The following is a 13,303-nucleotide window of genomic DNA, read 5'->3' as shown; positions in this document are numbered from 1 at the left end:
CGGGCCTGTGCCGCATACGATGAGGCACATGGGTGATGTGCTGGCCGGAATTCATGCCACCTGGGAGTTCGACACCGACTCCGTGCTCATCCGCTTCGAACGGGGTATTCGCACACCGAAGCTCTTCCAGAGTCTGCGGGAACGTCGCATCCCGCATGCGGCGCTGTCGTCGGTGACGCTGACCCCGGGCAAGCGGGGCACGGTGGTGCTGCGTGCCGTTCCGAGACCGGGTGCCGATCCGCTGCTGGAGGCTGCCTCTGGGCAGCTCAAGGAAGGGTGCGACCCCTATCGCCTGGTGCTTCCCGCGGACCGCGGGGTGCTCGCCGAGTACTACGCGGACGAGCTGCGGGCCGTGCTGGGCCCCGCGTCCGACGAGCCCGCCGACCGCTTCCTGGTCGCGGCCCCCGAAGCGCCGATGCAGTTCAAGGCGTTCGACGGCCGGGCCGGCTTCGACGGCGAGCGGGTCTCCTTCCGGTGGTCGTGGACCGGGGCCTCCAGCGCCAAGTGGAAGGCCGGCGACCAGACCTACCGCGTGAGCGAACTGGCCGGAATCGAATGGCGTTCTCCCGAGGCCCTGGACGGTTACCTGCGTCTGGTGCCCCGGACGGCCTCCCCGGTGGACCACCGGGCCGGCGGCAGTCTCGGCGATCTGCACGGGCCCGGCGCCCCCGCGGACGGGACCGACGGGTGCGGGGTCGCGGCCGCGCCGACCGGGCACCAGGCCGCCCGCGCGGACCAGGACCCGGCGGCCGTCCTGTTCGGCCTGGGCTACGGGCCGGTGCACGAGTCGCTGCCCTTCGCCGCCGCCGTTCTGGAGTCCCTGCGCCGGAGCCAGCCGGCGCCCGCCGCCGCGGCCCCGGTGCTGGTGAGCGCCGGGCGGCGCGATCCGGCGGACATCGCCGAGCGGATACACCACCTCGGCGAGCTGCACCGGGCCGGACTGGTGACGGATGCCGAGTACAGCGCGAAGAAGGCGCAGCTGCTCGCGGAGCTGTGACCCCGCGCAAGCCCCCGGGAGCGCCGCACCGTCCACGACCCCGGCCTCCGAATGGGCGGGCCCCCACGCACCGGGCCCGCCCATGCGGACCCGCCCCACCGGGACCGCACGGCCCGCGCTCAGTACCCCGTACCCCGGTATGAGGTGAAGGGCGGAGAACAGGAACCGAGGTATGACGCGCGGGCGGCGGGCCGCTGCCTACGCTGGGCTGGTCATGTCCACTTCCCCCGTCGGGCCCCCGCCCGCCGACGGCCTGGTGAGCGCCGCCCGCCGCAATCTGCGCGAGCTCGCCCACGGGCTGTCCCACGCGTCCCATCCGCCGACCCCGCTGCTGGCCGGGGCCCCGAAGCGGTGGCAGCGGCTGCTCCCGTACGGGGTGGTCCTCGCTCTGACCGCGATCTTCCTCCCTGTGACCATCACCGTCCTGACCACGCAGTACGGGATGCCCGGCGCACTGGCCGGGGCGCTCGGGGCGGCGCAGGCCGCCCCTTTGCTGATGCTGGCGCACCGCCCGTTGCAGGCCTGGTGGATCATCTTCCCAGCTGATGTCGTGGGCGCGCTGGCCCTGCTGGCACAGCCCGCCGGACCGCACGACGCCTGGCCGTGGACCCCGCCGGCGCTCATCGCCTGTCTCTTCCTGCTGCTGGCGCTCGGCCTGCGGGAGACGCGGCGGACCGTGATCGGCGTGTGGGCGGTGACCTCCGCGGGCGGCGTGGCGCTGCACCTGATCGCGCCGGGCCGCGGCGACGGCAGCGTCCTGCTGCTGGCGATCCTCGGCGCGGTGGTGCTGGTGATCGGCGCGGCGGTGCGGGAGCGGGGCGAGGCGACGCGACGGCTGGCCGAGCAGGAGACGATCAGCGAGGCGGAGCGGGCGCGGCGCACACTGCTGGAGGAGCGGACCCGGATCGCTCGTGAGCTGCACGACGTGGTCGCCCACCACATGTCGGTGATCACGGTGCAGGCCGACTCCGCCCCGTACCGGATCAGCGGTCTGCCCCCGGCCGCGCAGGAGGAGTTCACCGCCATCGCGACGGCCGCACGGGAGTCGCTGAGCGAGATGCGGCGGTTGCTGTCGGTCCTGCGCAGCGACGGCGGCGAGGGCGACCGGGCCCCGCAGCCCGGGCTGGACCGGCTCCAGCAGCTGGTGGAGGCCACGGTACGGGCAGGCCTTCCGGCGGAGCTGTCGCTGGCCGCGGAGCTGGGTGAGGTGCCGTCGGCGGTGGACCTGTCGGCCTACCGGATCGTGCAGGAGGCCTTGGCCAACGTGGTGCGGCACGCCCCCGGGGCGCGCACCCGGGTCTCGGTCAGGGCGTCGCGGGGCCATCTGAACGTGCTGGTGGTCAACGGCCCGGCGGCGAGGCCCGGTTCGCCGCTGGAGACGTCGGGGACCGGGCACGGGCTGGTCGGGATGCGCGAGCGCGTACGGTTGACCGGCGGCACGCTGGACACCGGCCCGCTGCCCGACGGCGGGTTCCGCGTCGCCGCCCGGTTGCCGCTGTCGCCGGCCCAGGGCGCCCCCTGAGCCCCGCCCCCACCTACCCGCCCCCCGGAGGCCCCGTGACCATCCGCGTGATCATCGTCGACGACCAGGCCATGGTGCGGGCCGGGTTCGCGGCGCTGCTCTCGGCGCAGAGCGATATCGACGTGGTGGGCGAGGCGGCGGACGGCCGCCGGGGCGTGGACGTCAGCCGCCGCCACCGCCCCGACGTCGTCCTGATGGACGTCCGGATGCCGGAGATGGACGGGCTGGCCGCCGCCCGCGAGCTGATGAATCCGCCGGTGGGGGTGGAGCACCGGCCGAGGGTGCTGATGCTCACCACGTTCGACGTCGACGACTACGTGTACGAGGCGCTGCGCGCGGGGGCGTCCGGCTTCCTGCTGAAGGACGCCCCGCCGGCCGACCTGATCGCGGCGGTGCGGGTGGTCGCGGCCGGGGACGCCCTGCTCGCGCCCTCCGTGACCCGGCGGCTGATCGCCGACTTCGCGGCGCAGCGGCCGTCGGGGGCGACGCGCGGCGGCCAGGCGCTCCGGCTGAACGGGCTCACTCCCCGGGAGAGCGAGGTGCTGGAGCTGATCGCCCGCGGGCTGTCGAACCAGGAGATCGCGGGCCGGCTGGTCCTGGCGGAGCAGACCGTGAAGACGCACATCGGCCGGGTGCTGGCCAAGCTGGACCTGCGGGACCGGGCGCAGGCCGTGATCTTCGCGTACGAGTCGGGGCTGGTGACGCCGGGGGACGCGGGGGCGTGACCGCTCCGCGGGCGGCCACCGCCGCGCTCCGCTGCCCCGGCGCCCCGCCGGGACAGCGGCGGGACGCAGGCGGCTGAAGGCGCGCGGGGCACGCGCTCCGCGGGCGGCTCTCGGCCACCCCCTACCCCGGTATCACCCCGCACTCACCACCCAGGGGTGACGCCGTGTCACCCGTCCTCTTCCTACCTTCCTCCCGGTCGCACCGGTCGGTGCGGTTTCGGAGAGGGAGGGCACGATGCGCCGATACGCGAGGTCCCTGGTCGCGTTCGCACTGGCTACGAGCGTGGTGACGGGCACCGCGGGCTGGGTCTCTGGTGACGCCCAGCAGGCGCTGACCGGGCCGCCTCCCGGCACCGCCTCCTGGCGCGCGGACCGGACGCTGGGGCAGGAGCTGCCGGACCCGGTGCGGTCCTCCGCCGCCGACGTGGCCGGCTTCTTCGCCCGGTTGGGGGAGCGGGACCGCCGACTCCTCGCCGTACGGCACCCGTCCGTCGTCGGAAACCTCGACGGCGCGCCCGTCGAGCTGCGTTACCGCGCGAACGCCCTGGCGCTCTCCACCGCCGGCACTTCCCCCTCCTCCTCGCCGGCCGCGACGGGCCGCCAGATCCTCGCGTTCGACCCGCGCGGGCGCGGCCAGGTCGCCGAGGTGTTCGGGGATCTGCGGTCGGCGCGGCGGGTCGCCGTCGTGGTCCCCGGGTCGGACATCGACGCCGGGACCTTCGACCGGGACGGCGACGCGTACGACACCCCGGCCGGCATGGCGAGGGCGCTGCACGCGGCGGCGGGGCCGGGGACCGCCGTCGTCGCCTGGGCGGGGTACACCACGCCCGTGGGCGTCGGGATCGACGCGGCGACCGGCAGACTCGCGGAGGCGGGGGCAGAGCGGCTGACCCGGTTCGCCGAGGGCCTGACGGCCGACGGACTGCCCGAGCCCGCCGTGTTCTGTCACAGCTACGGCTCCGTGGTCTGCGGCCTCGCCGCGCCCCGGATGCCCGCCACCGACCTGGTGGTCCTCGGCTCCCCCGGGATGCGGGCGGCCGATGTGGGCGCCCTGCGGACGGAGGCCCGGGTGTGGGCGGCGAAGGCCGCCACGGACTGGATCGACCACGTGCCGAGCGTCCGGTTCGCGGGGCTCGGGCACGGCCCCGACCCGAGCGATCCGGTGTTCGGGGCGCGGCCGGTTCCGGCCGACGACGCGCGGGGGCACACCGGCTACTTCGTCCCGGGCACGGACTCGCTGCGGGCCCTCGCCGCGATCGCCCGCGGCAGCGCCCCGGCGGCGGCCGCCGGGAGCGCCGGCGTCACGGCGGGAGCGAGCGCCGGGGGCGCACGCGTCGCGACGGGAGCGGCCCGATGAGCACCGGGACGCCTACGCGGCGGCTCGCGGCCCGCATCGACGCCGCCACCCCCGACCACCGCGACCGCGCGATCGACGGCCTGCGGGCGCTGGCGCTGCTCGCCGTGCCGGCCGGGCACTGGATGCTCGGCGGGTTCCGGCTGGACGCCGACGGTCTGCACAACGCGAGCCCTCTCTCCACGTTCGGCGGATTCGCCCCGGTCAGCTGGGTGCTCCAGATGCTGGGCGTCTTCTTCCTGGTCGGCGGGTTCGCCTCGGTCCTCTCCTACCGGCGGCGGCCCGCGACGACGGCCGCCTGGCTGGGCGGCCGGCTGGCCCGCCTCGGCCGGCCGGTGCTCGCGGTGACCGCCGTGTGGGCGGTGCTGCTCATGGCGCTGTCCGCTCTCGGCGTGCCCGAAGGCACCCTGCGTACGGGGGCGACGCTGGTCGTCCAGCCGCTCTGGTTCGTCGGGGTGTACACCGTGGTCACCGCCCTGACCCCGCTCTGCGTACGGCTGGCGCGGACGCTGGGCGGGTGGGCGGCGCTGCCGCTGCTGGGCGCGGTGGCGGTGGTGGACTTCCTGCGCTACGGGCCGTACGCGGAGTCGGCGCCGGGGTGGCTGGGTGTGCTGAACCTGCTGCCCGGCTGGCTCTTCGCCTATCAGCTCGGGGTGTCGTGGGGCGAGGGGCGGATCGGCAGGCGCGGGGCGCGGCTGCTGCTCGCCGGGGGCACGGCGCTCTTCGCCGTGCTGCTGCTCGTCTTCCACTACCCGGCGTCGATGGTCGGCGTCCCGGGCGAGGCGCGGACGAACTCGCATCCGCCGTCGCTGCTGGTGGTGGCGCTGGCCGCGGCCCAGAGCGGGGCGGCGATCCTGCTGCGCGACCGGATCGCGCGTCTGCTGAGCAGGCCGCTGCTGTGGGCGCCGGTCGTGGTGGTCAACCTGTCCGCGATGACGATCCTGTGCTGGCACCAGAGCGCGATGCTCGCCGCCGCCGTCCCGGCGGCGTCGGCGGGGGCGAGCGTGACGGGGCTGACGACCGCGCCGGACACGGTGGGCTGGATTCTCGCCCGGGTCGCCTGGCTGCCGGTGTTCGCCGGACTGCTGGCGCTGATCGCCCGGTACACGCGCCGCTTCGAGGCTCCGTGGCGGACGGGCGCCCGCGCCGCGAGGGCCTGCCGCGCGCTGGCGGCGCTGCTCGCGGCGGGGTTCGCGGTGTTCGCGCTGGGGCTGGCGTGAGGGCGTGCCCATGGGACGGCGTAGAGCGTGGAGCCGCCCCGCGCCCTCCCATGGGCACGCACACCATGGCCCCGGCCGCCCTGGCCGACCGCGTCGAGGCCGGCCGAGCCGCAGGCCTGGTCTCCGTCGTCGCCACTGCCGGCACCGCCGCCGTCCGGGCCGCCGACCCGGTGCGGCAGATCGGCTCCGTCTGCCGGCGAACGTTGCACGTCGATGCCGCCTACGCCGGCAGCGCGGCGCTCTGCCCCGAGTTGCGCGCTCGTCCGGACGAGGGCGGTGCTTCTCGAACCGGACGGTGCCTGGGGAGAAAAGAAGACGGTTCTGCTCCGTCGTGGTCACAGACTCGTGAGGATCTGGGGAGAGAGGTTCTTGACCATGGTGTTGGTCCAGCGCATCTGCCGCAGTGTCTGAGGATGGCAGGAGGCGGCCAGTTCCAGAAGGCGGGTGTCTTTCGCTGCTTGTCCGGCTTGGGCGAGCATTTCCCAGTACAGGGAGTTTCCGGCTGCGCCGAGGTGCAGTTCCCGCAGGTCCCTCAGCAGGAGAAGACCTGGTTCCGGGCGGTGGCCGATGGCTTCGGCGGTCTTCTCCCGGATCGTCGGCAACAACCCCGATGTGGACGTCTGCGAGGGTCCGTCGAGGTCCAGGCCGTAGTGGCCGGCCGTCTCCGCCAAGCGCAGGCAGTGCTCGTTCGACCATGCGACGAGATCCTTGGCGACATGGTGGACCTCGTGCTCGGTGCTGTGGCGTTCAGCGATGACGATGAGTTCCTTCGCCAGCTGCCGCTCTCCGTGGTGCAGCGCCCGCAGTGTGAGAGTGATGCCGTTCACCGGGTACCTCCGACGGTGTCGTCCTGGCCCGTGTCCGTCGACTCCAGGACTCCGGCCGTGGCACCACCCTCGGTGGGCCGGGCGCCGCTCGGGCGGGAGGGGGCGGACGCGGTGGTCGTGGGGGCCGGTGCGGGCTGCCCCGCGCTCTTCTCCACGAGGGTGACCGCGGCGGCCGCCGTTTTGAACAGGGGCTGTTTTGACACCGGGTCCCAGTCGGTGATGGTCGTCTCGTTCGCCGCCCGTGCCGGTGTCGTGTCGTCGGGGCCGGAGCCGGAGGCTGTGTCCCAGTATCCGTAGTGAAAGGGGACGAACAGGAGTCCGGGCCGGATGTCGGTGATCCGTACCCGTCCCCGCAGGGCTCCACGCGGGCTGGCGACTTCCACGAGGTCGCCCTCGTCGAGTCCTTGGGTTTCCGCGTCGGAGGGGGAGAGCTCCACCCACACGTCGGGGGCCGCGGCGTTCAGCTGGGGAGCACGGCCGGTCTTGGTTCGGGTGTGAAAGTGGTAGAGAGTGCGTCCGGTCGTCAGCTGGAAGGGATAGCCGTCACTTTGCGCCTCATGCGGCGGGAGGAACTCGGCGGCTTTGAGCATGGCTTTGCCGTCCGGGTTGAGGGAGCGGTACTCGACCACCGAGACGGACGCGCCGGTGACCAGGTCCTTGCCGTAGGTCTCGCACATGTCCGGCTGAGCCCAGGCGATGCCGTCGGTGTACAGGCGGTCGGTCCCCTGCGGCGCCTGCTCGTTGCAGGGCCACTGAATGCCGCTGCCGCCGCGGAGTTTGTCGTAGGTGAGGCCGGTGTAGTCACAGGGGCGGCCGACGCTGCAGCGCTTCCATGCCTCGAACGTGGACTCCGGGTCGTGCCAGGAGATCAGCGGTCCGCCGTCCTTGTCCCTGAAGTCCATGCGCTGGGCGTAGTCGAGGAAGATGTCGAGGTCGGGCTTGGCTTCTCCCGGTGGTTCGACGGCCTTGTCGGACAGGTGCACGGTGCGGTCGGCGTTCGTGAAGGTTCCGGTCTTCTCACCCCACGTCGCCGCCGGCAGAACGACGTCCGCCAGCTGTGCGGTCTCCGTGAGGAACAGGTCCTGCACCACGACGAACAGCCGGTCCTGCGACAGAATCGAGCGGATGCGGGACAGCTCGGGCAGGGAGACGGCGGGGTTGGTGCCGCTGATCCACAGCATGCGAATGGAGCCCTGCTCCGCGTAGCGGAACATCTGCATGGCGTGGGTGGGCGGGGCGTAGTGCGGGATCGTCATGGGCTCGACGTTCCACACCTTGGCAAGGTCGGCCACGTGCTGGTCGTTCTGCCAGTTCCTGAACCCGGGCAGGTCCCCGTTCGCACCGCATTCCCGGGTGTTCTGCGCGGTGGGCTGCCCGTTCATTTGCAGCACGCCGGCGCCCGGCCGTCCCAGCATGCCGCGGAGCAGATGCAGATTGTTGATCTGCACCGCGGCGGCCGTGGCCTGGTGGGACTGGTAGATGCCCTGCAGAGCCGTGGACAGGAGCCTGTCGGCCGTGCCGAGTACTTCCGCGGCCTCCATGATCCGGGCGGCCGGGACGTCGCAGATGCGCTCCGCCCACTCTGGCGTGCAGTGCTCGACCATCTTCGCCAGCTCGTCGAAGCCGACGGTATGGGCCTTGATGTAGTCGTGGTCGATGCGGTCGGTGCGGATGATCTCGTGCAGGAGCGCGTTGAGCAGCGCCACGTTGGTTCCGACCCGCGGAGCCAGGTGCACGGTGGCCGCACGGGCGACCCGGGTGGGCCGCGGGTCCACACACACCAAACGCGGCGGGTCGCTTCCCTCCAGCCGGTCGAGAACCCGCATCCACTGCACGGGCTGGGTCTCGGCGATGTTGTGGCCGAAGAGCGCGATGACGTCCGCGTGGTCGATGTCGTCGTAGGAGCCGGGCTGGCCGTCGCAGCCGAAGGACTCCTTGAGCGCCTCGGCCGCCGTCGCCGTGCACAGCCGTGTGTTGCCGTCCAGGTGGTTCGTTCCGATACCGGCCCGCGCCGCGACCGTCAGCGTGTAGTACTCCTCCAGGAACAGCTGGCCCGAGGTGTAGAAACCGATCGAGCCAGGGCCGCGCTCCTGGAGCAGGTCGCGCGAGCGAGCAGCCACCGTCTCCATCGCGGTGTCCCAGTCCGTTTCGACCAACCGTCCGTCACGGCGGATCAACGGCTTGGTCAACCGGTCCTGCGAGGCGTTGGCCTGCCAGCCGAACGCGTCCTTCGGCCCCAGCCGGCCGCGGTTGACCCGGTCCGTCACCCGGCCGCGCACTCCTACCATCCGGCCGTCCTTGACGGCGATGTCCATGGCGTCACCGTCGGAATGCAGAATCGAGGCGGCCTGTACCCATCGTTCCACGCTTTCGGGCCCCACCCCCTCGGCCAGGTGGCTGTCCGCCCGCGCCGGCCACGCCTCGCCTCGGGCGTAGGGAGTACGGCTGCCCCACGGTCGCGCGATCCGGTCAACCGAAGTCTTCACACTTGCCTCCCGGTCTGCACCCGTGGCGCTCCTTGCACCGACCGGTCATCGGTACCCGTAGCGCCCCTCTCCTAACATCACCCGCGCGTTCGCCGTAACCCGGAAGGCCACCCGTCGGCGAGCTGAGCGGCCAGCTCCCCGACGTCTTGCGCCACGAGCGTCGACGGGTTCGGCGTGTGAGGGGTACGTGGCTGCTCCGCGGCGCAGCCACGCCGCGGCGAGTCCGGCCCGTACAGCGCCCTCCACGCCCCACGGGTGAACCGCGACCAGAAGGGCGGCCCTGCGCTTTCAGACAGGCCTGGGCCACGGCATGGTCGTAGACAGCCTGGCCCGGGTTCCAGCATCGCGGCCCCTGCACATCGGGCAACGCTCGGCCCTGGGGGAATCTTCGCGCTTCCGGAGTCTCCTGAAAGACGAGGCCCTTCTGGGTGCGGCGCTTGGTCATCAGAGCTGTCGACGTACGCCGGCCTCCGCCGACACCGATGCGATCTGCGTCGGCCAGTCGCCCTTGAACGCCTTTGCGCCCGTGCCCTTGCGCCATGTCGGCAGGACCGCGCGACCTCGCTGGTCCTCAAGGGCGAGAGCAAGTGCGGCATAAACCGCCGCCGCAGCGAGAACCAGGCCGATGATGCCCGCCGCCGTCTTCCACGTGGACGACCCGGACACCTCGTAAACGCCTGTGGTCAGGAAGCGGACCGACGCCAAGGCGATGACGAAGGACGCCACCGGTTTGCCCCGCCCTGCTGCTGCCACGGGCACAAGCAGGACGACACCCGTCAGCAACAGCAGAAGGCCGGCCGCTTTGCTCGTGCTTCCCGGCGCGCTGGTTTCCGTGACCAGCCCCAAGGACAGCCACGCGCCGGACAGAACCCCCATTGCAGTCGCCGTCGCCCCGTCCCGGCAGAGGAAGCCGATGACGGCTGCCGTGAACTGCAGGGGGAAGACGAACCCCAGCAGAACGAGCCCCACGGCCGGTCCCTCGACGGCAGGCGCCCACTCCAGCTGCAGACCGGCCAGCATGAAAGTGCCGCACGCCAGGCCCGCGAAGCCCAGAGGCAACGGGCTCGCCAGCGGACGCACGTGCACGACAGTAGGCGGCACGCTCTTCGGGCTCTCTGCGCTGTTCAACGGTCACACTTTCCCTGGGGTGGAACCACACTGTTCCACCCCAGGCCGATGGCTTGGTCACCGCCACGCCCGGCGCCGTGGGCTTACGGGCCGGCACGTGATGGAGCGCGGTGTTCCCGCTGGCGAACCACTGGCCGAGCATCTGCGTCCCAGCCCCCGGGCCGCGGACGCACCGCAATGGGTGACGTGCCGGCCCGGTGCTGTGGTGGCCCGTCACGTGCGTGTACGGCACGGCCGGGACGAGCCGGCTGATGCGGACCCGGCCTGGGCGGGCGTCGGCCCGCCCCGGGGCAACGACGCCCATTCGTCCGCGAGGTGAGGGCCATCACCGGGATCACGGTGACGGTGTCGATGAGCCCCGGTATTGGCCGAGGCGTTCTGAAGCGCCCGTGGAGCGACGAGCACCTCGGAATATGGCGGCACATTTCGCTATCCCGGTGTTCGGGTTTCGTTCCGGAGCATGCGCAGCACGGCGCGTTCGGCGGGGCCGTGGGTGGCGGGGGTGCCGAACGGGCCTTCATCGCCGAGGCGGGGCAGGGCGTCGGCGACCGTCACGCCCTCTTCGTAGAGTTCGATCACCCGTGGGTTGATGTAGGAGGCGCGGCAGACAGCAGGTGTGTTGCCGAGGTACCCGGCCACTTCACGCGCCGCGCGGGCAATGGCCCGGCGCCGGGCGGTCTCACTGCGCGCGACGGGCTGAGAGACGGCCAGGGCCACGGCTGCCATGACAGTGGCGTGCCAGGTCCGAAAATCTTTGGCGCTGGTGTCCAGGCCGGCGAGCTCTTTGAGATATGCGTTGACGTCGTCCCCGTTTACCTCATGCCAGGAACGGTGTTCCCAGTAGGCCAGCAGCCGGTCGCCGCCGCCCCGCCGGCGCAGCAACGACTGGAGGGTGCGGCAGGCGGCGGGGTCAGCGACGGTCTGGACGGTCTCCTTGCCGTGCTTTCCGGTGTAGGAGAACAGGATTGCGCCGGCTTTGCTGCGAGAGTGCTCCCGCAACAGGGTGGTGAGGCCGTAGCTGCTGTTGAGTTCGGCGTACCGCTCGCTGCCGACGCGGAAGAAGCCGAGGTCGAGCAGGCGTACAGCGGTGGCCAGGACCCGCTGCCGAGTCAGTCCTCGATCACTCAGGTGACCCTCGACGGCCTTCCTCACCTCGGGCAGTACCTCGGCGACGTCGAGGACGTGTTCGTGCTTGGCCAGCTCCTGCTCGGCCCGGAACTGGGAGTGGTACATGTACTGGCGGCGGCCGGCGGCATCGGTGCCCACCGCTTGGAGGTGTCCGTTGACGCGGGTGCAGATCCACACGTCGCGCCACGCCGGTGGTATCACCAGCTCCCGGATGCGGCCCAGCACGACCGGATCGCGCACGGCCTGTCCTTGAGGGTCCAGATACCGGAAGCCTCGTCCGTGCCGCAGCCGACGGTAGCCGGGGTCGGTCGGGCGACTGTGATACAGACGCATCACACCTCCGAAACGTTGATAGGCGGCCACGGCCGGCTGCGTCGTCTTGTCAGCCGTGGGTACCCTCCGACTACCCGCTCTACCATGCGATGCGATGCGCCAGAGCGGGGCCGGGCACGCGGATACCGGGGTTCGTGCGGGGTCGCTGCCGCCCGGCCGTGTTACGACCCATTAGTTCCCTTTCGTCGGTCGCCGTCATGTTCCTCCACGCCAGGACCCTGGAATGCACTCGAAGCAAGTGGAACCGGCGAGGGCTCCAGGGGCGGCACCGCGCTGCGGCCCCCGCGCCGGGGCCGCGCCGGCGGACGTTAGGCTCGGACGCATGGAGAGCCTGCGGATCATCGACACCTGGCCGGTCCCGACGGCCGCCGCCGCCGTCGTACGGGCGGACGGCGCCGTCCTCGGTACGCACGGGCCGACCGCCCACCGCTTCCCCCTGGCCTCGGTCACCAAGCCGCTCGCGGCCTACGCGGCGCTGGTGGCGTACGAGGAGGGGGCGGTCGAGCTGGACGAGCCGGCCGGCCCCGAGGGCTCCACGGTGCGCCACCTCCTCGCCCACACCAGCGGGCTGGCCTTCGACGAGAACCGGGTGACGGCTCCGCCCGGCGACCGCCGCCTCTACTCCAACGCGGGCTTCGAGGCGCTGGGCGACCACATCGCCCGGGTGTCCGGCATCCCGTTCCCGGAGTACCTGCGCCAGGCGGTCCTGGAGCCGCTGGGCATGACGTCCACCTCCCTCGAAGGCTCCCCCGCCCGCGACGGCGTCTCCACCGTGGACGACCTGGTCCGCTTCGCCGCCGAGGTGCAGGCCCCCCGCCTCCTGGACCCCCGCACGGTCCTCGAAGCCCAGAGCGTCGTCCACCCGGGCCTGAAGGGCGTGCTGCCGGGCTACGGCCACCGGAACCCGAACGACTGGGGCCTCGGCTTCGAGATCCGCGGCCACAAGTCCCCGCACTGGACCGGCACGTCCTCCTCCCCCGCGACCTTCGGCCACTTCGGCCAGTCGGGCACCTTCCTGTGGATCGACCCGGTGGCCGGGGCCGCCTGCGTCGCGCTGACGGACCGGGCTTTCGGGACGTGGGCGTCGGAGGCGTGGACCCCGTTCACGGACGCGGTTCTGGCGGAGCTGGCCTGAACCGGCTGCCGCCCTTCTCCGGCGGCGTCAGACACTCGTACCAGACGGTCTTGCCGCTGCCGTCCCACCGCTTGGTGATTCCCCACGCGTCGGTGACGGCATCGACCAGGACGAGCCCCCGGCCCCCGTCGTCCAACGGATCACCGGTGATGGCGAGAGGCACGGCGGGGCTGCTGTCCGTGACTTCGACGCGGACGCCCTCGCCGCGCGGCAGCCGGAAGATGAAGGTCTGGCCGCGCCGGTCGGGCACGTGCCGCACGACATTGGCGATCAGCTCGGTGAGCGCCAGTTCGGCGGCGTCGGCGAGGAACAGCAGCTCCCAGGCCCTGAGATAGAGCCGCAGGACGCGGCGCAGGTGCCGGGCGGAGTGCTCGCCGAGGGCGAAGTCGGCGCGGTAGACGGGCTCCCCGGGATCCCTCCGGGGGACAAGTACGTGATTCATGTCACC

The 13,303-nt window shown here is 72.4% G+C and carries 11 protein-coding genes and 1 pseudogene; 7 read left to right on the top strand and 5 right to left on the bottom strand.

Features of this window, described 5'->3' with window-relative positions; all coding sequences use genetic code 11:
* Positions 1 to 28: 28 nt before the first annotated feature.
* The 6 genes and pseudogenes from V9U70_RS22850 to V9U70_RS22825 all read left to right on the top strand — a co-directional run.
* Positions 29 to 997, top strand: coding sequence for a DUF4429 domain-containing protein (locus V9U70_RS22850; RefSeq protein ID WP_336678056.1), 969 nt, complete (start codon positions 29 to 31; stop codon positions 995 to 997).
* Between the two features lie 214 nt (positions 998 to 1,211).
* Positions 1,212 to 2,519, top strand: a complete 1,308-nt coding sequence (locus tag V9U70_RS22845; protein ID WP_336678053.1) for a sensor histidine kinase — start codon at positions 1,212 to 1,214, stop codon at positions 2,517 to 2,519.
* Between the two features lie 35 nt (positions 2,520 to 2,554).
* The gene (locus tag V9U70_RS22840) at positions 2,555 to 3,244 is read left to right on the top strand and encodes a response regulator transcription factor (protein ID WP_336678051.1); all 690 of its coding nucleotides are present in this window, start codon (positions 2,555 to 2,557) and stop codon (positions 3,242 to 3,244) included.
* A gap of 235 nt (positions 3,245 to 3,479) precedes the next feature.
* The gene (locus V9U70_RS22835; protein WP_336678049.1) at positions 3,480 to 4,601 is read left to right on the top strand and encodes an alpha/beta hydrolase; all 1,122 of its coding nucleotides are present in this window, start codon (positions 3,480 to 3,482) and stop codon (positions 4,599 to 4,601) included.
* Positions 4,598 to 5,818 carry an acyltransferase family protein gene (locus V9U70_RS22830; protein ID WP_336678047.1) on the top strand — a complete coding sequence of 407 codons (1,221 nt, stop codon included), beginning with the start codon at positions 4,598 to 4,600 and terminating at the stop codon, positions 5,816 to 5,818. Before V9U70_RS22835 ends, V9U70_RS22830 begins: the two co-directional genes overlap by 4 nt.
* 50 nt (positions 5,819 to 5,868) lie before the next feature.
* Positions 5,869 to 6,066: pseudogene (locus V9U70_RS22825) on the top strand (pyridoxal-dependent decarboxylase); the annotation flags it as partial.
* Between the two features lie 87 nt (positions 6,067 to 6,153).
* On the opposite strand, the gene V9U70_RS22820 reads toward V9U70_RS22825, so the two are convergent.
* The 4 genes from V9U70_RS22820 to V9U70_RS22805 form a co-directional block, all read right to left on the bottom strand.
* The gene (locus V9U70_RS22820) at positions 6,154 to 6,645 is read right to left on the bottom strand and encodes a hypothetical protein (RefSeq protein ID WP_336678045.1); all 492 of its coding nucleotides are present in this window, start codon (positions 6,643 to 6,645) and stop codon (positions 6,154 to 6,156) included.
* Positions 6,642 to 9,131 carry a molybdopterin oxidoreductase family protein gene (locus V9U70_RS22815; protein WP_336678044.1) on the bottom strand — a complete coding sequence of 830 codons (2,490 nt, stop codon included), beginning with the start codon at positions 9,129 to 9,131 and terminating at the stop codon, positions 6,642 to 6,644. The genes V9U70_RS22820 and V9U70_RS22815 overlap by 4 nt, the downstream gene beginning before the upstream one ends.
* Positions 9,132 to 9,575: 444 nt before the next feature.
* Positions 9,576 to 10,259 carry a GPR1/FUN34/YaaH family transporter gene (locus tag V9U70_RS22810; protein ID WP_336678043.1) on the bottom strand — a complete coding sequence of 228 codons (684 nt, stop codon included), beginning with the start codon at positions 10,257 to 10,259 and terminating at the stop codon, positions 9,576 to 9,578.
* A 429-nt stretch (positions 10,260 to 10,688) separates the two neighbouring features.
* The gene (locus tag V9U70_RS22805; RefSeq protein WP_336678041.1) at positions 10,689 to 11,720 is read right to left on the bottom strand and encodes a DNA topoisomerase IB; all 1,032 of its coding nucleotides are present in this window, start codon (positions 11,718 to 11,720) and stop codon (positions 10,689 to 10,691) included.
* A gap of 322 nt (positions 11,721 to 12,042) precedes the next feature.
* Between V9U70_RS22805 and V9U70_RS22800 the strand changes: the two genes are divergently transcribed.
* Positions 12,043 to 12,855: a serine hydrolase domain-containing protein gene (locus tag V9U70_RS22800; RefSeq protein WP_336678040.1), complete on the top strand. Its 813-nt coding sequence runs from the start codon at positions 12,043 to 12,045 to the stop codon at positions 12,853 to 12,855.
* Here V9U70_RS22800 and V9U70_RS22795 read toward each other — a convergent pair.
* Positions 12,824 to 13,297: an ATP-binding protein gene (locus tag V9U70_RS22795; protein ID WP_336678037.1), complete on the bottom strand. Its 474-nt coding sequence runs from the start codon at positions 13,295 to 13,297 to the stop codon at positions 12,824 to 12,826. The genes V9U70_RS22800 and V9U70_RS22795 overlap by 32 nt on opposite strands.
* Positions 13,298 to 13,303 lie beyond the last annotated feature (6 nt).

Origin of the sequence: Streptomyces pratensis (assembly GCF_037137275.1) — a bacterium.
In the GTDB taxonomy this organism is placed as follows: Bacteria; Actinomycetota; Actinomycetes; order Streptomycetales; family Streptomycetaceae; genus Streptomyces; species Streptomyces pratensis_B.
Note: the sequence above shows the minus strand (reverse complement) of the source record. Positions and strands in the feature narration are given on the sequence as shown.